Below are 20,252 nucleotides of genomic sequence, written 5' to 3'. Positions count from 1 at the left end.
CGCCCAGCGCGGACGAGGTGCGGGGCACCGCCCGCGACTTCCTCGCCGCGTGGGCCGCGGGCCGCGCGGCGGAGGCCGCCGCGCTCACCGACGACCGCCCGGCGGCCCTCACCGCGCTCACCGGCTACCGCCGCGACGCGCACGTCGGCGCGGTGACGCTCACCCCGGCCGCGCCGCGCGGCGCGTCGGTGCCCTTCACCGCCCGCGCGGAGATCGCCTACGGGCAGCGGCGGGCCCCGTGGACGTACGCGTCGTCGCTGACGGTCGTGCGCGATCCGGCCACCGGCCGGCCCGTGGTCGACTGGCGGCCGTCGGTGCTGCACCCGGGGCTCGGCACCGGGGACCGGCTGCGCACGGACGCCTCCGGCGCGGCGCCGCTGAAGGTCCTCGACCGGGCGGGCGGCGAGCTGCGCGCCGCCGACCACCCCACCCTGACCGGCATCCTGGCCGCGCTGAGCGAGCGGTACGGCACGAAGGCGGGCGGCACGCCGGGCGTGGAGCTGCGCATCGACCGGCCCAAGGGCGCGAAGAAGCCCGACACGACGCTGAAGGTGCTGTCCAAGGGCACGCCGGGCACGCTGCGCACCACGCTCGACCCGGCCGTGCAGCGCGCGGCGGAGCGGGCGGTCGCGGGCCGCGCGCGGGCGGCGGTGGTGGCGGTCAGGCCCAGCACGGGCGAGGTCCTGGCCGTCGCCAACGCCCCCGCGCAGGGCTTCAACCTGGCCTTCCAGGGCTCGCTGGCGCCCGGCTCGACCATGAAGGTCGTCACCTCGGCCGCGCTGATCGAGCGCGGCCTGGCGGGGTACGGCAAGGCGCACCCGTGCCCGAAGTACTTCACCTACGGCGGGTGGAAGTTCCAGAACGACGACGAGTTCGAGATCAGGGGCGGCCGGTTCGAGCAGAGCTTCGCCCGCTCCTGCAACACCGCGTTCATCAGCCAGGCGCCCAAGCTGTCCGACGACGCGCTCACCCGCGAGGCGCGCGACGTCTTCGGCCTCGGCCTGTCCTGGCAGACGGGCGTGCCGACCTTCGACGGCCGGGTGCCGGTGCAGACCGCCGCCCAGAAGGCCGCCTCGCTGATCGGCCAGGGCGGCGTGCGGATGAACCCGCTCAACATGGCGTCGGTCGCGGCCACCGCCACCACCGGCACCTTCCGCCAGCCGTACCTGGTCTCCCCGGAGGTCGACCACCGGACGCTGGCCAGGGCGCCCCGGACCCTGGCGCCCGCCACCCGGCAGCAGCTGCGCGCCCTGATGCGGCTGACGGCGACCTCGGGGACGGCGGCGAAGGCGATGGCCGGGCTCGGCGGCGACATCGGCGCGAAGACCGGCTCGGCGGAGGTCGACGGCCAGAAGGAGCCCAACGGCTGGTTCACCGCGTACCGGGGCGACCTGGCGGCGGCGGCCGTGGTGCCGGCGGGCGGGCACGGCGGCGACTCGGCGGGGCCGCTCGTGGCGTCGGTGCTGCGGGCGGGGTAGGCGCGGCTTCGGGCCGGGCCGGCGGGTACGGGCCGTCCGCGTACGGCCCGCCGTCCACCGCGCCCGGAGGCGTACCGTGCCGGGGCACCGGCGCCGTACGCCCGGCGCGCCCGCGCACCCGGAGGGTCACGGGACAACGGCCGAAATCTTTCTCTCCGTCACGTACAACCATTCACCGCCGCGGCGGGTCTTGTGCAGGGAGAGAATGACGGAGCCAGGCTTCCTGGAGGGTTTCGTGAACCGTGTGCGGATGGCGGCGGGGGCCGCCGTCTTTGCGGCTGCGAGTATCGGCTCGGTGCTGACAGCCGCGGGCGCCTCGGCGGCCGCGACCACGGCCGCCGCAGGATACAACGGCGTGTGCGGCAGGGGCTATCAGGTCGTGAACTCCGCGCCGATCGGCCGAAAGGCCACGGTCTATTTGACGTACAACCCGGCGACCGGTAGAAACTGCGTCGTCACACAGCGCAGCGCCGCCGGACCGGCAGTCTGGATGTCGGCCTGGGTGCAGCTGGTCGAGGACCACGAGTCCACACCGGTTGTCGACAGCGGCAAGTACACCTCGTACGCGGGGCCGGTGTACCTTCCGGCGCGGGGCTACTGCGTGAACTGGGGCGGGTCCGCCGAAAACCAGGACGTCGAAGTCGACCACTCGAACTGCGGGAAAACCATGCCGACCAGCCGGTGATTCCGCGAAGCCCGGGCGGCCGCCCGGCGCTATGGCAGGACCATGTGAAGGGGGAAAAGCAGTGAAGCGTTCACAGGTGATAGCGGGAGCCGCGCTCTTTGCCGCCGCGACTATCGGTACGATGGTGACCGCGACGACCGCGTCCGCGTCCGAAAGCACGGCGAAGGCGGAAAACCACGGGAGTGCGGTGGCCGTCGCCCGACCGTCCGCCGCCAAGGCCACGGGATACAACGGGGCCTGCGGCAGCGGCTACAAGGTCGTGAACTCCGCGCCCGTCGGAAACAAGGGCACGGTCTACCTGACGTACAACTCCACGACCGGCCAGAACTGCGTCGTGACCCAGCGCACCACGACCGGCTCGCCCGTCTTCGTACGGACGTGGATCAGCCAGACCGGCGGCCACCAGCCCCGGTCGGACGAGGGCGACTACACCTCGTACGCCGGTCCGGTGTACCTGTCGGCGCGCGGCCTGTGCGTGGACTGGGGCGGCGCGATCGAGAACGTGTCCATCGTCAACGAGGGCACCAACTGCGGGACCCTCGCGGCACCCCGTCCCGGCAAGCTGACCCCGGCACCCCGTCCCGGCGAGCTGACCCCCGCACCCCGTCCCGGCAAGCTGCTGGGTCAGCGCGCCGTCCCGGCGAGCTGACCCAGGCGCCCTGACCCAGGCGCGAGTCCTGGCGCACAGTGAGTGCGCCGCCAGGTCACGGCGGGCTCCTCCCGGGGACTGGAGGAGCCCGCCGTATCTCTTGCCCGCCGCCTCGGGGAAGCGTCCCGCGGGCGAGTCGACGGCATAGCCGATCGGCCATGGCCCATAGACTTTCGTCGGACGCGCGAAGCGCCGCGGCTCCGGCAGTGTCGGGATCTCCGGGAGGCCACGCACGCCGCCACCCTGGATCTCCGACCGCCCCTGCGACCCAAGGCCGCCGCCATGAAGACCGAAGTCCGGCACAGTCCCTCGTTCGCCGTCGCCCGTGTCCACCTGGCCGAGGGCGAGAGCGTCCAGGCCGAGTCAGGGGCGATGATGGCCACCGCCGCGGGCGTCGCCGTCGGGGCGAAGGCCGAAGGGGGCCTGATCCAGGGGCTCAAGCGCAGCGTGCTGGGCGGTGAGTCGCTGTTCATGACGCGGCTGACCGCCGGCAGCGGCGGCGGCTGGGTGGACCTCGCCGCGCGCCTGCCCGGCGATGTGACCGGCATCGACGTCGACGGCCGCGTCAACCTCGCGCGCGGCGCCTGGCTCTGCTCCTCCGACGGGGTCGCCATCGACACCAAGTGGGGCGGGTTCAAGAACCTCGCCGGCGGCGAGGGCGGCTTCCTCGTCCGCGCCGAGGGCAAGGGGCAGGTGCTCGCCTCCTGCTACGGGGCACTGGACCTGGTCGAGTTGCAGCCCGGCGAGACGATCGTCCTCGACTCCGGGCACATGGTCGCCTTCAGCGACGGCCTCACCTACACCACCCGGAAGGTGTCCCGCAGCCTGGTGCAGTCCCTCAAGACCGGCGAAGGGCTCGTGTTCGAGTTCACCGGCCCCGGCAGGCTGTGGACGCAGAGCCGCAACCCCTCCGAGCTGATCACCTGGCTCACCACCAAGCTGCCCTTCTCGCGGAGCTGAGGTACGGCGGCGGCCGGTCGTCGCAAGCACGCAGCAGGGAGCAAGAGGCAGGGTCTGCCTGACGTCTCTGCGCGGGCCTATTTCACCGAGCCGGGTTCCGCAAGCCAGCACACCGCCTGCCGCGTGTGCCGCGCGATGGTCTCGAAGTCGCGGTCATAGTGCAGCAGTGTCGTGCCGGAGAGCTCGGCGGTTGCGGCCACCAGGAGATCGACCGGCCCTGCGGACCGGTGCTCCCCGTGATCGGTCAGGAGCCGCTGGACCTCGCGGGCCCGCACGAAGACGCCTTCCGGCGTGGGCGCCCAGTTGAACAAGCGGTACAGCCGGTCGCGCTTGGCCGCCCGGTCGCTGCGGGACCTGGCGGAGTACAGAATCTCGATCTCCGTAAGGTCGCAGATCGCGACCAGCCCGTTGGACAGGGCTTCCTGCCAGCGCACGTCGTGCTCGTCGCTGATCAGCAGGCGCGCCGCCGCGGAGGTGTCGATCAGGTAGGAGACGGCGCTCACCCGCGGTAGTTGCGCTTGTCCAGGAGCAGATCGAAGTCGCCGCGTCCCCCCATTTCCCGCAGCTCGGCCAGGGCTATGGCCCGGCTTCGGCGCCTGGCCACCTCCAGGAGGGCCTGATTGACCGTGTCCCTTTTGGTGGTCGTGCCCAGCAGCTCCGCGGCCTCCGCGAGCGCTTCGTCGTCGATCTCGACCAGCAGCTTCGACATCGAAACCCTCCCCGGGGGACCTTATAGATTGCGAGTGCCATCAGTATATACGGGCAGGGCGGGTGGCGACCATCACCGCACCGGCGCGGTCACCGAGCGCGGGTCGAAGCCGAACGGCAGTTCCAGGCGGTGCTCGCGCATCAGGGCCTCGTCGCACAGCAGGTCCTGGGTGCGGCCGTCCGCCGCGATCACGCCGCCGCTGAGCACCACCGAGCGCGGGCACAGCTCCAGCGCGTACGGCAGGTCGTGGGTGACCATCAGCACGGTGACGTCCAGGGAGCGCAGGACGTCGGCGAGTTCGCGGCGGGAGGCCGGGTCGAGGTTGGAGGACGGCTCGTCCAAGACCAGGATCTCCGGGTCCATGGCCAGCACGGTCGCGACGGCCACCCGGCGCCGCTGGCCGAAGGACAGGTGGTGCGGCGGGCGGTCGGCGAAGTCCGCCATGCCGACCCGGTCCAGCGCCGACCGCACCCGGGCGTCCAGTTCGGCGCCGCGCAGGCCCGCCGCGGCCGGGCCGAAGGCCACGTCCTCCCGTACGGTCGGCATGAAGAGCTGGTCGTCGGGGTCCTGGAAGACGATGCCGACGCGGCGGCGGATCTCGGCCAGGTTGCGCTTGACGACCGGCAGGCCCGCCACCTCGACCGTCCCGGCGCCCGCCTGGAGGATGCCGTTGAGGTGCAGCACCAGGGTGGTCTTGCCCGCGCCGTTGGGACCGAGCAGGGCGACCCGCTCGCCCCGGGCCACGGTCAGCTCCACGCCGTACAGGGCCTGGTGGCCGTCGGGGTAGGCGTAGGCCAGGCCGGACACGCGCAGGGAGGGCGGAGGCGGAGGCGTCAGCGTCATTGGCCGGATCGTTGTCCTTCACGGGAGGGCGGGTACGGTCGTCGAGGGTACGGCCTGGTCGGCGGGCGGCGTCAGGTCAGCAGCCACCCCGGCAGGCACACCGCCAGCGCGGCCAGCGGCAGGGCGGCGGCGTACGTCCACTGGGCGCGGGTGGCCGGTGCCGCGTCGGGCACGGGCATGGTGCCGGTGTAGCCGCGGCTGACCATCGCCAGGTGCACGCGCTCGCCGCGTTCGTACGAGCGGATGAACAGCGCCCCGGCCGACTTGGCCAGCACGCCCCAGTGGCGCACGCCGCGGGCCTCGAAGCCGCGGGAGACGCGGGCGATCCGCATGCGCCGCATCTCGTCCGTGACCACGTCGCCGTAGCGGATCATGAACGAGGCGATCTGGACGAGCAGGGACGGCATGCGCAGCCGCTCAAGGCCCAGGAGCAGGGCGCGCAGTTCGGTGGTCGCGGCGAGCAGGACGGAGGCGGCGACGCCGAGGGTGCCCTTGGCGAGGATGTTCCAGGCGCCCCACAGGCCCGGCTCGCTGAGCGACAGGCCGAGCCACCGCACCCGTTCGCCCTCCGCCACGAACGGCATCAGGAACGCGAACGCCACGAACGGCACCTCGATGAGCAGCCTGGTCAGCAGGTGGCGCGCCGGGACCCGGGCCGCCGCAGCGACCACCGCCAGCGCCAGCGCGTACAGGCCGAAGGCCCACACCGCCTCGCGCGGCGTGGCGACCACCACGACGACGAAGCAGAAGACGGCCACGATCTTGCAGTGCGGGGGCAGGGCGTGCACCGGCGAGTCGCCCGCGCGGTAGAGGTGGTGGGCGTGGCCCGCGCCCATGTCAGACGGCCTCGGCGTCGCGGGCGGGCGCGACCTGCGCGGCGGCCGAAGCGGCGGGCGCGGCAGGCGAAGCGGCGGCGGGTGCCGTCGGGGCCGGGGCCGGCCTCCGGCGGCGTACGACGACGAAGACGCCCGAGCCCACGGCCAGGGTCGCGCCGACGCCGATCACCCCGGCCAGGCCCCCGGACAGCCGGGCGTCCACGACGTCCTTGACGCCGTAGTCGGCGAGCGGCGAGTCCTTGGCCGCGTGGGCCTCCTCCCTGGCGTCGATGCCCTTGTCGCGCGCGACCTTCTCCAGGCCGTCGGGGCTGGAGGAGGCGTAGTAGCTGAGGACTCCGGCGCAGGCCAGCGCCGCGGCGAGCCCGGCCAGCCAGACGCGCCGGGTGGAGCGGGGCCGGGCGGCGGGCGCGCCGGGCCCGGCGTCGTCCCGTACGGCGGCGGGCGCCGGAGCCGTCACCTCCGACGGGGTGTCGGCCACCGGCGGGCGGCCGGTGCCCGCTTCGCCCGCGCGGGGGGCCGCCGGGCGCGGGGCCGCCGGGACGGCCGCGGGCACGGTGCGCAGCTGGAGCGGGCGCGTCAGCCCGCGCGCGCCGTGCACGAGATCGGGGCGTACGGCCGCGACCGCGCCGACCGTCAGCGCCGTGATGGCCGCCTCGCCGACGCCGATCAGCACGTGCACCCCGACCATCGCCGTGAAGACCTTGCCGGTGGCGACCTCCGTGGTGCCGCCCAGGGCGTAGAGCGCGGTGAAGGCCACGGCCGCGGCCGGTACGGACAGCAGCGCGGCGGCGAAGGACGCGGCGGTGACGGCGCGGCGCCCGCGCGGCAGGAGGCGCACCAGGCCGCGGAAGACAGCGTACGCGACGACGGTCGTGACCAGAGCCATGTCGGTGATGTTGACGCCCAGGGCGGTGAGTCCGCCGTCTGCAAACAGCACACCTTGCATCAGCAGCACCACGCACACGCACAGCACGCCGGTGTACGGGCCGACGAGTATCGCGGCGAGCGCGCCCCCGAGCAGGTGTCCGCTGGTCCCGGCCGCCACCGGGAAGTTGAGCATCTGGACGGCGAAGACGAACGCGGCCACGAGCCCCGCCAGCGGCGCGGTCCGGTCGCTCAGCTCGCGCCGCGTACCGCGCAGGCTGACCGCGACGGCGGCGGCGGCGACCGCGCCGGCGGCCGCCGACACCGGGGCGTCGATGAAACCGTCGGGGACGTGCATGGCGGAACTCCGCTCGTGCGCCGGGAGGGACCGTTCGATAGTAGTCCTCACCTGCAAACGCATTGCAACAACGGATGTACCGCGAATATGCCGACGGCGGCCCTCCCGCGAGGGAAGGCCGCCGCCGGTACGGTCCGCCGCCGGCGCCCGGGGCCCGACGGGCGCCCGCGGCGTCAGGTGGCAGCCGACCGCTACACCCGGCTGCGCACCCGCTCGGCGTCCGGATCCGCGTCCGGGTCCCGGGACGGGCCGGAGCCCGCCTCGTCCGCGGACTGGCCGACGAGCTGCCGGTGCAGCTTCTCGCCCTCCACGTCCACGTTGGGCAGCACCTTGTTCAGCCAGCCCGGCAGCCACCAGGCGGACTTGCCGAGCAGCGCCAGCACGGCGGGCACGATGGCCATACGGACGATGAAGGCGTCGAAGAAGACGGCGATGGCCAGGCCGAAGCCGATCATTTTCACCATCGACTCGGACGAGCCGATGAACCCGGAGAAGACGCTCATCATGATCACCGCAGCCGCGGTGACCACCCGCGCCCCGTGCCGGAAGCCCGTGACTATGGCCTCCCCGGAGCGCTCGCCGTGCACGTGCGCCTCGCGCATCCGGGTCACGAGGAAGACCTCGTAGTCCATGGCCAGGCCGAACACCACGCCGATCATGAAGATCGGCATGAAGCTCATGATCGGCCCGGTCTCCTCGACGCCGAACAGGCTCGCTCCCCAGCCCTCCTGGAAGACCGCGACGACCGCGCCGAGGGCCGCGACCACCGACAGCAGGAAGCCGAGGGCGGCCTTCAGCGGCACCAGCACCGACCGGAAGACGATCATCAGCAGCAGGAAGGCCAGGCCGACGACCAGCGCCAGGTAGGGCAGCAGCGCGTCGTTGAGCTTCTGCGACACGTCGATGTTCATCGCGGTGGTGCCGGTGACCAGGACCTCCGCGCCGGTGTCGGACCTGATGTCCTTCGCGGCGCCGCGGATGTCGGAGACCAGGTCCTCGGTCTTGGTGCTGCTGGGCTTCGACCTGGGGGTGACCGACATCTTCGCCGTGTCACCGGCCTTGTTGAAGCTGGGCACCGACACGGACGCCACGTCGCCGAAGCCGGAGATGACCTTCCGGGTCTGCTCGGCGGCGGCGCCCGGGTCGCGGGCCCCCTTGGCGTCCACGACCACGTTGAGCGGGCCGTTGTACCCGGGGCCGAAGCCCTCGGAGATCATGTCGTACGCCCTGCGCTTGGAACTGCTGGTCGGCTGCGAACCGTCGTCCGGCAGGCCCAGCTCCAGGCCCGCGGCGGGAACCGCGGCGGCGCCGAGGGCCACCACGCCGACCAGCAGCACCGCCACCGGGCGGCGCAGCACGAACCGCGCCCAGCGCGTGCCCGCGTTGGGCTTGTCGGCCTTCGCCTCGGGCGGGCCGCCCGCCTCCAGGCTGCCGTCGCCCGCCTTCAGGCGCCCGGCGCCCGCCTCCAGGCGCTTGCGGGCCTTGCGGCCGAACACCCGCTTGCCCGCGAAGCCGAGCAGCGCCGGGATCAGGCTGACGGCGATCAGCACCGCGATGACCACGGTGGCCGCCGCCGCGAAGCCCATCTTGGTGAGCATCGGGATGTTGACGACCGACAGGCCGACGAGGGCGATGACGACCGTCAGGCCGGCGAAGACCACCGCCGAGCCCGCCGTGCCGACCGCCCGGCCCGCGGCGTCCTCCCGCTCCCGGCCCGCGGCCAGCTCGGCCCGGTAGCGGGAGACGATGAACAGCGCGTAGTCGATGCCGACCGCGAGGCCGATCATCGTCGCCAGGGTGGAGGTGGTGTCCGACAGGCCCAGGGTGCTGGCGAGCGCGGCGATGCCCGAGATACCGATTCCCACGCCGATGATCGCGGTCAGCAGCGGCATCCCCGCCGCGACCAGCCCGCCGAAGGTGATCAGCAGGACGACCGCGGCCGCCGCGATGCCGATGATCTCCGTGGAGCCGGTCGACGGCGCCTCGTCCAGCGCGTCGCCGCCGACCTCCACGGCCATGCCCGAATCCTTCTGGGCCTGGTCGCGCGCCTCCTTCAGGGCGTCCTTGGTGGAGTCGTCCAGCTCGGTGCCGCTGACCTTGTAGCCGACCGAGATGTACGCGGTGGATCCGTCCTTGCTGACGGCCCCACCCTGGTAAGGGTCGGCGACGCTCTCCACCTGCGGGGAGCTGCCGCGCAGCCCGGTGACGGTCTTCTCGACCACGGCCTTGTTCGCCGGGTCGGTCACCTGCTGGCCCTGCGGCGCGCGGAAGACGACGCGGGCGGCGGCGCCGTCCGACTTCGTCCCCGGGAAGCGCAGGTCCAGCAGGTCGAATGCCTTCTGCGCCTCCGTGCCCGGCACGGAGAACACGTCGTTCGGAGGAGTCGGTGCGGTGGCGGCCCCTACGCCGGCGACCGCCAGCAGGGCCACCCAGAACAGGGCGACGAACCGGCGGCGCCGGAAGGCGAACCGGCCGAGTCTGTAGAGAAAAGTGGCCACGAGAAGAGGTGCTCCCGTCGGTCTAGGGGTCTACGCGGGCGTGGGGAACCAGCGACGAGAGCGGCGCGCCGACTGGGGCTTTGGTCGCTATGCGGTTGTCGAGCCTGGGGAGGGGCCCGGGAGTCGGGGAGAGAGCGCCGGGCGGGGACCCGGCGGGGTCACGCGCCGAGAGCGGGGAGTATCACGGCGTCGATGTACGCGCTGAGATAGGCGTTGTCCGGCAGCGCGCCCTCGATCAGCGGACGGGAGATGAACGCGCCGCACAGCATGTGCGGCACGTATCCCAGAGCGGGACAGTCCGGGGCGACCTCGCCCCGGGCCACGGCACGCCTCAGCAGCACCTCAAGAGCGCAGATCTCGGGCTGGATGAGCAGCTCCCGCAGCGCCTGCTGAAGGTCCGGAAAATCGTGGGCGGCTCGCGCGAGCCCCCGCAGGAGGGCCGCGTCCCGCTCCATCTCCTCGTCGGTGGCCCGCAGGAGGCGGTGCAGGTCGCCGCGGAGCGAACCGGTGTCGATCTCCTGCGGCGACATCGGCTTGACGTGCCGCAGCGCGCTGGCGACCAGCGTCGGCTTGCTGCCCCACTGGCGGTAGAGCGTGGCCTTGCTGGAGCGCGTACGCGCCGCGATGGCGTCCATCGTCAGGGCGTCGTAGCCCACCTTGCCCAGCAGCTCGACCACCGCCTCGTACAGCTCGCCCTCACGCTCGGGGGACAGCCTGCTGCGGCGCGCGCGGTCCGTGGCCTGGTCGGCGGGCACAGCCACCATTCCCCCCTCCTTACGGGTCGCGTGTCCGTCGCTCACGTTCCTCGTTCCTCACGGCGGCGGAACGAAACTGTGAGCGAGTAACGAACGAAACTGTTTCGTACCGCTGATCTTACATCGTAAGATTACCGCAACCCGCCCACCACTGCGGTGTTTTGCGTCACAAGGGACGAGTTGCCGCCAGGGCGCCGCGCCGAAAATATGGGTACTGTGAGCGACGCACGCGAGGCCACCGGCCCGCACCACGGCAACCAACCCGCACTCCCGCCTCGTGGGCGGAGAAGCGAACCAGCCAGCACAGTGAGCGACGCACGCGAGGCCACCGGCCCGCACCACGGCAACCAACCCGCACTCCCGCCTCGTGGGCGGAGAAGCGAACCAGCCAGCACAGTGAGCGACGCACGCGAGGCCACCGGCCCGCACCNCCGTGGCCTGGTCGGCGGGCACAGCCACCATTCCCCCCTCCTTACGGGTCGCGTGTCCGTCGCTCACGTTCCTCGTTCCTCACGGCGGCGGAACGAAACTGTGAGCGAGTAACGAACGAAACTGTTTCGTACCGCTGATCTTACATCGTAAGATTACCGCAACCCGCCCACCACTGCGGTGTTTTGCGTCACAAGGGACGAGTTGCCGCCAGGGCGCCGCGCCGAAAATATGGGTACTGTGAGCGACGCACGCGAGGCCACCGGCCCGCACCACGGCAACCAACCCGCACTCCCGCCTCGTGGGCGGAGAAGCGAACCAGCCAGCACAGTGAGCGACGCACGCGAGGCCACCGGCCCGCACCACGGCAACCAACCCGCACTCCCGCCTCGTGGGCGGAGAAGCGAACCAGCCAGCACAGTGAGCGACGCACGCGAGGCCACCGGCCCGCACCACGGCAACCAACCCGCACTCCCGCCTCCCAGGCGGCGTAGTGAACCAGCCAACCCGGCGAGCGACGCGGACGACGCCGGGGCGTACCTGCGCTTCCCCGACCTGCACGGCGGCCTGCTGTGCTTCGCCGCCGAGGACGACCTGTGGCTGGCGCCGCTGCCCGGGCCCGGTGAGCGGGCCGCGCGGGCCTGGCGGCTGACCGTGGACCGCACGCGCGTGGGCCACCCCCGCTTCTCGCCTGACGGGTCCCGGATCGCGTACACCACCTGGCGCAGCTACGACCCGGAGATCCACGTGCTGCCCGTGGCGGGCGGCTCGGCGCGCCGCCTGACCTACTGGGGCGGTACGGACGCGCGGGTGTGCGGCTGGACGCCGCCCGGCGAGGACGGCGAGAGCGACGTCCTGGCCGTGTCCTCCCACGCCCAGCCGTTCTCGTACTACTCGTGGGCCTACCGGGTGCCCACGGACGGCAGCCCCGGCGAGCGGCTGCCGTGGGGGCCGGTGTCCGGGATCGCGGTGGGGGACGTGGCGGACGAGCGGCGGACGCTGCTGCTCACGGGCACGCCGCCGCACGAGCCCGCGGTCTGGAAGCGCTACCGGGGCGGCGCCACGGGCCGGCTGTGGCTGGACGGGGAGCGGCTGCTGCCGGATCTGGGCGGGCACCTGGACTGCGCGATGCTGGTCGGCGGCCGGGTGGCCTTCCTCTCCGACCACGAGGGGATCGGAAATCTCTACTCCTGTCTGCCGGACGGTTCAAACCTGCGGCGGCACACCGATCACGACGACTTCTACGCCCGGCACGCCTCGACCGACGGCGGGCGGGTGGTCTACCAGTGCGCGGGCGACCTGTGGCTGGTGGACGACCTGAGCCCGGAGGGCCGGCCGCGCCGGCTCGACGTGCGGCTCGGCGGGCCCCGGGTCGGGCGCCGCCGCTACCCGATCCCGGCCGCGCAGCACGTGGACTCGCTGTCGGTGGACACCACGGGCCGGGCCAGCGCGGTCTGCGTGCGCGGCAGCCTGTACTGGCTGACCCACCGCGACGGCCCGGCCCGCGCGCTGGACGACAGGCCGGGCGTGCGGGTGCGGCTGCCGGAGATGCTGGGCGAGACCGGGCGGGTCGCCTACGTCACGGACGCGGAGGGCGAGGACGCGATCGAGGTCGCGTACCTGCCGCGCGCGACCGGGCAGGGCGAGCGGCGGCGGCTGGCGGCGGGGCGGCTGGGCCGGGTGCGGGAGATGGTCGCCTCGCCGGACGGGCAGCGGCTCGCGGTGGCGGCGCACGACGGGCGGCTGCTGCTGGTGGACGTCCCCTCGGACGCGGATGAGCGGAGCCCTGCCGAGGCGCTGGACCCGGAGGGCCCGCCCGGCGCGGAGAGTTCCGCGGAGAGCCCTTCCGAGGCGGACGGCTCGCCCGCCGCGGACGGGCCTTCCGGTGCGGACGCGCCCGAGGCCGCGCAGGACCCGGCGGACGCGGCAGGCGCCGGGAGCGAAGCGGCGGCAGAGAGCCCGGAGCCCTCCGAGGGCTCGGAGGGCTCGGAAGGCTCGGAGGGCCCGGAAACCTCGGAGGGCTCCGAGGGATCGGAGGGCCAGGAGAGCCAGGAGAGCCACGAGAGCCAGGAGAGCCAGGAGAGCCAGGAAAAGCAGGAGGCCCCGTCCGAGGCCCCCGCCCCCGGCCGCGTCACCGAGCTGGTCAGGTCGGACAACGGGCCGGTCCGCGAGATGGCGTTCTCGCCCGACTCGGCGTGGCTGGCCTGGTCGCACCCGGGCATAGGCCGGTCGCTGCGGCAGATCAGGATCGCGCGGTTGCAGGACCGTACGGTCGTGGACGTCACGAACGGGCGGTTCGAGGACGAGGAGCCCGTCTTCACCAGCGACGGGCGGTATCTGGCCTTCCTGTCGTGGCGTGGTTTCGACCCGGTGTACGACGTGCACACCGGCGACCTGTCCTTCCCGCTGGGCTGCCGCCCGTACCTGGTGCCGCTGTCGTCGGCGACGCCGTCGCCGTTCGCGCTGTCCCCGGAGGGCCGCCCGGCCGGAGGCGGCCTCGACCCGCAGCCGGAGACGGGCGGCGGCGAGGGCGGCGAGGGCGCGGTGACGGTCGAGGTGGAGGGGCTGGCGAGCCGGGTGACGGCGTTCCCGGTGGCGGCCTCGAAGTACTCGGGGCTGTGCCCGGTCAACGGCGGCGGCCTGGTGTGGCTGCGGTGGCCGATCTCGGGCGCGCTCGGCGAGACGTTCGCCAACCCGGCCGACACCTCCGGCCGCCCGACGCTGGAGCACTTCGACCTGGTGAAGGCCAAGCGCACCGAGCTGACCAGCGACCTGGACTGGTACGCGGTCAGCGGGGACGGCACCCGCCTGGTGGTGTACGACGAGGGGGACCTGCGCGCGGTGCCGGCCACCGAGCCGGGCGACAGCGACGCGACGGTGCACATCGACATGCGGCGCGTGATGCACGAGGCCGACCCGGCCGCCGAGTGGCGGCAGGCGTACGACGAGGCGGGCCGGATCATCCGCGCCTACTTCTGGGAGCCGGGCATGGGCGGCGTGGACTGGGACGGGGTGCTGGACCAGTACCGGCCGCTGGTGGAGCGGGTGGCCTCGCCGGACGAGTTCGCCGACCTGCTGCGCGAGGTGGCGGGCGAGCTGGGCACCTCGCACGCGTACGTCAGCGCCGCCCGCCGGAACGAGGGCCCGGCCCACTACGAGCGGCCGATCGGGCTGCTGGGCGCCGACTTCACGCGCACGGCCGAGGGCGCGTGGGTGGTCTCCCGCATCCTGCCGGGCGAGTCGTCGGACTCCCGGGCCCGCTCGCCGCTGGCCGGTACGGGTATCCGCGACGGCGCCGTGCTCACGCACGTCGACGGCCGCCCGGTGGATCCGGTGGCCGGGCCGTACCCGCTGCTGGCGGGCGCCGGGGGCACCACCGTGGAGCTGACCTTCCGTCCGGCGGACGGCGCGGGGCCGCCGCGCCGGGTGGCGGTCGTGCCGCTGATCGACGACCGCACGCTGCGCTACCAGGACTGGGTGGCCCGGCGGCGGGCGGTGGTGCGGGAGCTGAGCGGCGGCCGGTGCGGCTACCTGCACATCCCGGACATGGGCGGGTCCGGCTGGGCGCAGTTCAACCGGGACCTGCGCAGCGAGGTGTCGCTGCCCGCGCTGATCGTGGACGTGCGGGGCAACGCGGGCGGGAACATCAGCGAGCTGGTGGTGGAGAAGCTGACCCGCACCATCATGGGCTGGGACCTGACCCGGCACGCGCGCCCGGTGTCGTACACGAGCAACGCGCCGCGCGGCCCGATCGTGGCGGTCGCGGACGAGATGACGTCCTCCGACGGCGACATGATCACGGCGGCGTTCAAGATCCAGGGCATCGGCCCGGTGGTGGGGCTGCGGACCTGGGGCGGGGTCGTCGGGATCACCGGGCGGCACCGGCTGGGCGACGGCACGACGATCACCGTGCCGATGAACGCGGCGTGGTTCGACGCGTACGGGTGGGACGTGGAGAACCACGGCGTGGACCCGGACATCGAGGCGCTGCGCACGCCGCTGCACTGGGCGCGGGGCGAGCAGCCGCTGCTCGGGGTGGCGGTCCGCACCGCGCTGGACCTCCTGGAGCGGCACCCGGCCGCGACGCCGCCCGGCTACGAGCAGGTGCCGGACCGGCGCCGCCCCAAGCTCCCGCCGCGCGCCGCGGACTGACCGGCCGTACGGCGGGACCCGGCCGGCCGCACCGGCGGACCGGCCGGGTCCCGCCGGGTCAGGAGCGCGGGCACCGCCCGAGCGTTACGGCGTGTCCTCGAAGGAGGGTTCCAGGCCCGGGCCGGGCTCGTCGGGCGGGGCGTGCGGGTGGCGGTCGCGCTGGCCCCGGCGGGCCCCGCGGTGGTCGGCGGAGCGCGCCGCCTCGCCCGGCTCGTCCCGGTCGGGGTCCTCGTGCCGGATGCCCTGCATGCGCTCCAGGGCCCGCCGTGCCGTCTCGTCGAACTGGTCCATGAGGCCCATGCGCGTCACGTCCTCACCTGGGATGCCGGGCCCGGCCTGCGAGGGCCGGGCCCGACCAGCGTGCCACGGGGCGGCACGGGGCGCACTCCGGGCGGCGGCTACCCGCGCGTGCGCGCGGCCTCCTCGGCCGCGGCGCCGCCCTTGCCCACCAGGCCCGCCCGCGCCTCGCGCGTGGCCGCCAGCCGCGGCTCGAAGCGGCGCATCTCGCGCGGGCCGACGGTGCCGATGAGCCCGGGCAGGTAGCCGCGCACGGACTGCATGCCGCGCAGCCACCACTGCCCGTACACGTGCGGCGACCTGCGCTCGATGCCCGCCACCAGCCGGTCGACCGCGGGGCCGAGCGGGTAGGTGCGGTTCGCGGGCCACGGCAGCCGCTTGCGCAGGTCCCGCATGACGTCGTCGGCGTCGGCCGAGCGGACCATGTCGGTGTCCGTCCAGCTCAGGTAGCCGACGCCGACCCGTACGCCGCGGTGGGCGACCTCGGCGCGCAGGCTGTGCGCGTACGCCTCCACGCCCGCCTTGGACGCGCAGTACGCGGTCATCATGGGCGCGGGAGTGAGCGCGGCGAGCGAGGCGATCTGGAGCAGGTAGCCGCGGCTGGCCACCAGCGCGGGCAGGAAGGCGCGCGCGGTGACGGCGCTGCCGACCAGGTTGACCTCGATGACGCGGCGCCAGGCCGCCTCGCCGGTGTCCGTGAACGGACCGCCCTGGGCCACTCCGGCGTTGGCGACGACGATGTCGGCCCGGCCGAAGCGCCGCGCGACGTCCTCGGCGACCTGCCGCATGGCGTCGTAGTCGGTCACGTCGGCGTGCCAGAGGTCGGAGTCGGTGTGCAGGCGCGCGGACACCTGCTTCAGCTCGTCCGGCTCCAGGCCGACCAGGGCGATCTTCGCGCCGCGCGCGGAGAGCTTGCGGGCGAGCAGTTCGCCCACCCCCCGCGCCGCGCCGGTCACCACCGCGACCTGGCCGTCCAGACTTCTGCGCGCGCTCATGCCGTACGCTCCTCGTTCTCGCGGTTCTCGCCGCCGGTGTCCTTGCCGCTGTCCACCAGGGTCAGGGGCGGGCGGTCCGTCAGGTGCTCGCCGACCAGGCCGCGGATGGCGGAGGTGACCGTGTCCGGCGCCTCCATCGGGGTCATGTGGCCGAAGCCGTCCAGCTCGGTGAGGCCGAGGCCGCGGGGCAGCCCGGCGGCCAGCGCCCGGCTGTGGCGGCGCGGGGTGAGCCGGTCGCGGGTGCCGACGATGACGGCGGTGGGCACGGTCAGCTGGGCCAGCTCCGACTCCAGGTCCAGCGTCTCCAGGACGCGGCCCCACGCGGCGCGCACCCGGCCCGGGCAGCTCTGCACGATGCGCGCGCAGGCGTCCGCCGCGGCGGGCGAGGCCGTGCGGCCCATCGTTCCGTACTTCAGCAGGCTCCTGCTGATCGGCGTGACCGGGCCCATCGGCGCGCGGGTGCGCAGGAAGAAGCGGCCGAAGGCCGCCTGGAGGCGCTTGGGGCCCAGCGGCAGCAGCCGCGCCTCGGGCACGAGTTCGGTGATGCCGGTGCTGCACAGCAGCGCGGCGGCGGCGTGCTCCTGGAGCTGCGGCCGGCCGGCGGCCGCGACGATGGCCATGGCGCCCATGGAGTGGGCGGCCAGGACGGCCCGCTCGCCGGGCAGGAGCGTCTGGTCGAGCACGGCGGCGAGGTCGTCGGCGAGCACGCGCGTGCCGTAGGCGGAGAGGTCGCTGGCCGGGCTGCGGCCGTGGCCGCGCTGGTCGTACAGCACCACCCGGTGGTCGGCGGCGAGCGCCCGGACCACCGGCGCCCAGAAGGCGATCGAGCAGGTCCAGCCGTGCGCGAGGACGACGGCCGGAGCGTCGGCGGGCCCGTGGACCTCCACGTGCAGGCCGGCGCCGTCCGCCGAGGTGACGGTCAGCTCGCGGGCGGGCGCGGGCGGGGCGAAGGATCCGGAGACGGCGTGCGGCGGGCGGCTCATGCGATGGCCTCCTCAGGCTCGGCGTGCGCGCCGGCGGTACGGGCCGGGGCGCGCAGCACTTCGTATTCGGCGAGATCCACGCGGCGGGTGGCGGCCTGGAACGCGGACGTGGTGCCCGGCCAGACGGTGGTGTTGCGCCCGTTGGCGTCGAGGTACCAGCTCTGGCAGCCGCCGGTGTTCCACACCGTGCGCTCCATGCGCCGCTGGATCTTCTCGTTCCAGGCGCGCTGCGCGGCCGGGCGGGGGTCGAGGGCGACCTTGCCGCCGAGGCCGTCGAGCTGCCGCAGGTAGTCGATCAGGTAGTTGAGCTGGGCCTCGATGATGAGGATCATCGAGCTGTTCCCGAGCCCGGTGTTGGGCCCGATGATCTGGACGAAGTTCGGGAAGCCGGCCACGGTGGTGCCGCGCAGCCCCTCCATGCCGTCCTTCCACTCCGCCGCGAGCGAGATGCCGCCCGCGCCCGTGACGTACCGGGCCATCGGCGAGTCGGTGACGTGGAAGCCGGTGCCGAAGATGACGGCGTCCACCTCGGTCTCGGTGCCGTCGGAGGCGACGAGCGTGCTGCCGCGCACCTCCTTCAGGCCCGCGGCGACCAGGTCCACGTTGGGCTGGGCGAGCGCCGGGTAGTAGGTGTTGGACAGCAGGATGCGCTTGCAGCCGATGCGGTAGTCCGGGGTCAGCTTGGCGCGCAGCGCCGGGTCCCTGACGACCCGCCTCATGTGCCCCAGGGCGAGGTTCTCGATGAGACCCAGCTGGTCGGGGTACCTGGTGAAGGCGCTGACCTGGAGTTCCCGTATGCCCCACAGCAGTTGGCGGCGCAGCGCGCGGGTGGCGGGCACGCGCGTGTGCAGCCACTTCTCCAGGCCGCTGATCCGGCGGTCCGCGCGCGGCAGCACCCACGGCGGCGTGCGCTGGAAGAGGGTCAGGTGCTTCACGTCGCGCTGGATGGCGGGCACGATCTGGATGGCGGAGGCGCCGGTGCCGATCATGGCGACGCGCTTGCCGCGCAGGTCGTAGTCGTGGTCCCAGCGCGCGGAGTGGAAGACCTTGCCGGGGAAGGAGTCGACGCCGGGGATGTCCGGTATCTTCGGGTCGGACAGCGGCCCGGTCGCGGAGACCACCACGTCGGCGGTCAGCGGCCCGCGCGCCGTGTCGATCTCCCAGTGCAGCGCGTCGGCGTCCCAGCGCAGGTCGCGGACCTCGGCGTTGAAGCGGATGTGCGGGCGCAGGCCGAAGGTGTCGGTGACGTGCTCCAGGTAGGCGCGGATGTGCTTCTGCCCGGAGAAGTTCCGCGGCCACGCCGGGTTCGGCGCGAAGGAGAAGGAGTACAGGTGCGAGGGGACGTCGCAGGCGCAGCCCGGATAGGTGTTGTCCCGCCAGGTGCCGCCGACGGAGTCGGCCCGCTCCAGCAGCACGAAGTCGGTGATCCCCTCGCGGCGCAGCCGTACGGCCGCCCCCAGCCCGCCGAATCCGGTGCCGATCACCGCCACCCGTACGTGCTCACGCGTCAGCCCGGTCATGCCGCCGCCTTTCCCGTCCCTGGACGTTCGATGTCTCCACAGCCGTCAACCGTTCGGCCCGATAGTGCCAGCGTTCACTGGCATGGTTGGAGCGTAGGGCAGATACATACCGCGCGGTAGGGGGAGGGCAGGATGAAGTTTCCGTCGGTTACACCACAGGGCTCCCCCGGCGCCGCCGCGCGCCGCGGCGGGCCGCCTACGCTGGGGACCGGGGAGACGCCCGACCAGCCAGGGGAGCCGGAGCCGTTGCACGAGTACCGCATGTCGGAGCTGGCCGAGAAGGCGGGCATCAGCGTCCGTACGCTGCGCTTCTACCGCGAGCGCAAGCTCATCCCGCCGCCGCGCCGCGAGGGCCGTATCGCCTGGTACAACGACGAGCACCTGACCCGCCTGCACAGCATCGCCGCCCTGCTGGAGCGCGGGCACACCCTCGGCGGCATAGCCGAGCTGCTCGACGCCTTCGAGAGCGGGCGCCGCGACGTCGCCGAGTTCCTGGGCCTGGACACCGCCTTCGGCACCCCGTGGTCGGAGGAGACCCCGGTCCGGCTCACCCCGGAGGACCTGGCCGACTACTTCGCCGACCAGGTGACCCCGGAGAGCCTGAAGGCCTCCCTCGACCTCGGGTACGTCGCGGTCGACGGCGAGCAGATCGTCCACGTCAGCAAGCGGCTGCTGGAGGCCTCCCGCTCCCTGGTCGAGTTCGGCGTGCCGCTGGCCGCCATGATGGCCGCGGCCCGCGAGGTGCGCCCGCACATGGAGGCGCTGGCCGACATCTTCACCACCCTCATCCGCACGCACGTGCTGACGGACGCGCCCGACGGCACCGCCGGCACGGCGGGGGAGGCCGCCGGAGGACCGCCGCCGTGGGCGCCGGAGCCGGAGGAGCTGGCCGAGATGGTCGGCGAGATCGTGACGTACCTGCGCCCGCTCGCCGAGGGCGTGGTGGAGGCGGAGCTGTCCATGGCCATGGACCGCCGGGTACGGGCCGAGCTGCGGACCTGGCTCGGCGGCGGGGCGTACGGGCAGGCGGCGGACGACGCGCGGGCTACGGAGGACGCGCGGGCGGCGGAACCGGACGCCCCGGAGGCGGAGCCCGTCCCGGACGCGGGGCGGGGGGCGGGCTGCGTGCCCCGGACCGGCGCGGGTCCGGAGCCGGACGGCGCGCGGGACCGGGGCGGTCCGGCGGACGGGTGAGGCCGGTACGCCCGCCACGGCCGGTGCCGGGGCGCCGGGCCGGGCCG

Annotated in this window: 16 protein-coding genes and 1 pseudogene; 6 read left to right on the top strand and 11 right to left on the bottom strand. The window is 73.8% G+C overall.

The annotated features are described in order from the left end of the window. From RKE29_RS15900 to RKE29_RS15885, 4 genes and pseudogenes are all read left to right on the top strand, one after another. The coding region (locus tag RKE29_RS15900) for a penicillin-binding transpeptidase domain-containing protein (RefSeq protein ID WP_312006044.1) at positions 1-1,478 on the top strand (1,478 nt) is incomplete at its 5' end. 205 nt (positions 1,479-1,683) lie between these two features. Continuing rightward, a complete protein-coding gene (locus RKE29_RS15895) occupies positions 1,684-2,163 on the top strand; it encodes a spore-associated protein A (protein ID WP_312006043.1) in 480 nt (159 codons plus the stop codon). Between the two features lie 121 nt (positions 2,164-2,284). Further along, positions 2,285-2,710, top strand: a pseudogene (locus tag RKE29_RS15890) (spore-associated protein A); the annotation flags it as partial. Positions 2,711-3,094: 384 nt separating this feature from the next. Then, complete coding sequence (locus RKE29_RS15885; RefSeq protein ID WP_312006042.1) at positions 3,095-3,772, top strand: TIGR00266 family protein; 678 nt, start codon at positions 3,095-3,097, stop codon at positions 3,770-3,772. 77 nt (positions 3,773-3,849) lie between these two features. On the opposite strand, the gene RKE29_RS15880 is transcribed toward RKE29_RS15885, so the two are convergent. The 7 genes from RKE29_RS15880 to RKE29_RS15850 form a co-directional block, all read right to left on the bottom strand. Continuing rightward, a complete protein-coding gene (locus tag RKE29_RS15880; RefSeq protein ID WP_312006041.1) occupies positions 3,850-4,275 on the bottom strand; it encodes a PIN domain nuclease in 426 nt (141 codons plus the stop codon). Then, positions 4,272-4,481, bottom strand: coding sequence for a type II toxin-antitoxin system VapB family antitoxin (locus tag RKE29_RS15875; protein WP_312006040.1), 210 nt, complete (start codon positions 4,479-4,481; stop codon positions 4,272-4,274). Before RKE29_RS15875 ends, RKE29_RS15880 begins: the two co-directional genes overlap by 4 nt. A gap of 72 nt (positions 4,482-4,553) precedes the next feature. Then, entirely contained in the window at positions 4,554-5,324 is a 771-nt protein-coding gene (locus RKE29_RS15870; protein ID WP_312006039.1) for an ABC transporter ATP-binding protein, read from the bottom strand. A 71-nt stretch (positions 5,325-5,395) separates the two neighbouring features. Beyond that, positions 5,396-6,160, bottom strand: a complete 765-nt coding sequence (gene cbiQ, locus RKE29_RS15865) for a cobalt ECF transporter T component CbiQ (protein WP_312006038.1) — start codon at positions 6,158-6,160, stop codon at positions 5,396-5,398. Position 6,161: 1 nt separating this feature from the next. After that, positions 6,162-7,382: an energy-coupling factor ABC transporter permease gene (locus tag RKE29_RS15860; RefSeq protein WP_312006037.1), complete on the bottom strand. Its 1,221-nt coding sequence runs from the start codon at positions 7,380-7,382 to the stop codon at positions 6,162-6,164. 191 nt (positions 7,383-7,573) lie between these two features. After that, entirely contained in the window at positions 7,574-9,880 is a 2,307-nt protein-coding gene (locus RKE29_RS15855; RefSeq protein WP_312006036.1) for an MMPL family transporter, read from the bottom strand. Positions 9,881-10,038: 158 nt separating this feature from the next. Next, positions 10,039-10,644 (bottom strand): TetR/AcrR family transcriptional regulator, encoded by a 606-nt coding sequence (locus RKE29_RS15850; RefSeq protein ID WP_312006035.1) that lies wholly within the window; start codon positions 10,642-10,644, stop codon positions 10,039-10,041. A 990-nt stretch (positions 10,645-11,634) separates the two neighbouring features. Between RKE29_RS15850 and RKE29_RS15845 the strand changes: the two genes are divergently transcribed. Next, positions 11,635-15,216, top strand: a complete 3,582-nt coding sequence (locus tag RKE29_RS15845; protein ID WP_312006046.1) for a S41 family peptidase — start codon at positions 11,635-11,637, stop codon at positions 15,214-15,216. Positions 15,217-15,300: 84 nt separating this feature from the next. Here the strand turns inward: RKE29_RS15845 and RKE29_RS15840 are convergent, their stop codons facing one another. From RKE29_RS15840 to RKE29_RS15825, 4 genes are all read right to left on the bottom strand, one after another. Beyond that, on the bottom strand, positions 15,301-15,525 hold the full coding sequence (locus RKE29_RS15840) for a hypothetical protein (RefSeq protein WP_312006034.1): 225 nt from the start codon (positions 15,523-15,525) through the stop codon (positions 15,301-15,303). Between the two features lie 89 nt (positions 15,526-15,614). Beyond that, complete coding sequence (locus RKE29_RS15835) at positions 15,615-16,508, bottom strand: SDR family oxidoreductase (RefSeq protein ID WP_312006033.1); 894 nt, start codon at positions 16,506-16,508, stop codon at positions 15,615-15,617. Next, positions 16,505-17,491 (bottom strand): alpha/beta hydrolase, encoded by a 987-nt coding sequence (locus RKE29_RS15830; protein ID WP_312006032.1) that lies wholly within the window; start codon positions 17,489-17,491, stop codon positions 16,505-16,507. The genes RKE29_RS15835 and RKE29_RS15830 overlap by 4 nt, the downstream gene beginning before the upstream one ends. Beyond that, positions 17,488-19,011 (bottom strand): NAD(P)/FAD-dependent oxidoreductase, encoded by a 1,524-nt coding sequence (locus tag RKE29_RS15825; protein WP_312006031.1) that lies wholly within the window; start codon positions 19,009-19,011, stop codon positions 17,488-17,490. Before RKE29_RS15825 ends, RKE29_RS15830 begins: the two co-directional genes overlap by 4 nt. A gap of 261 nt (positions 19,012-19,272) precedes the next feature. Between RKE29_RS15825 and RKE29_RS15820 the strand changes: the two genes are divergently transcribed. Then, positions 19,273-20,205: a MerR family transcriptional regulator gene (locus RKE29_RS15820; RefSeq protein ID WP_312006045.1), complete on the top strand. Its 933-nt coding sequence runs from the start codon at positions 19,273-19,275 to the stop codon at positions 20,203-20,205. Positions 20,206-20,252 lie beyond the last annotated feature (47 nt).

Source organism: Streptomyces sp. B1866, assembly GCF_031932565.1.
In the GTDB taxonomy this organism is placed as follows: Bacteria; Actinomycetota; Actinomycetes; order Streptomycetales; family Streptomycetaceae; genus Streptomyces.
Note: the sequence above shows the minus strand (reverse complement) of the source record. Positions and strands in the feature narration are given on the sequence as shown.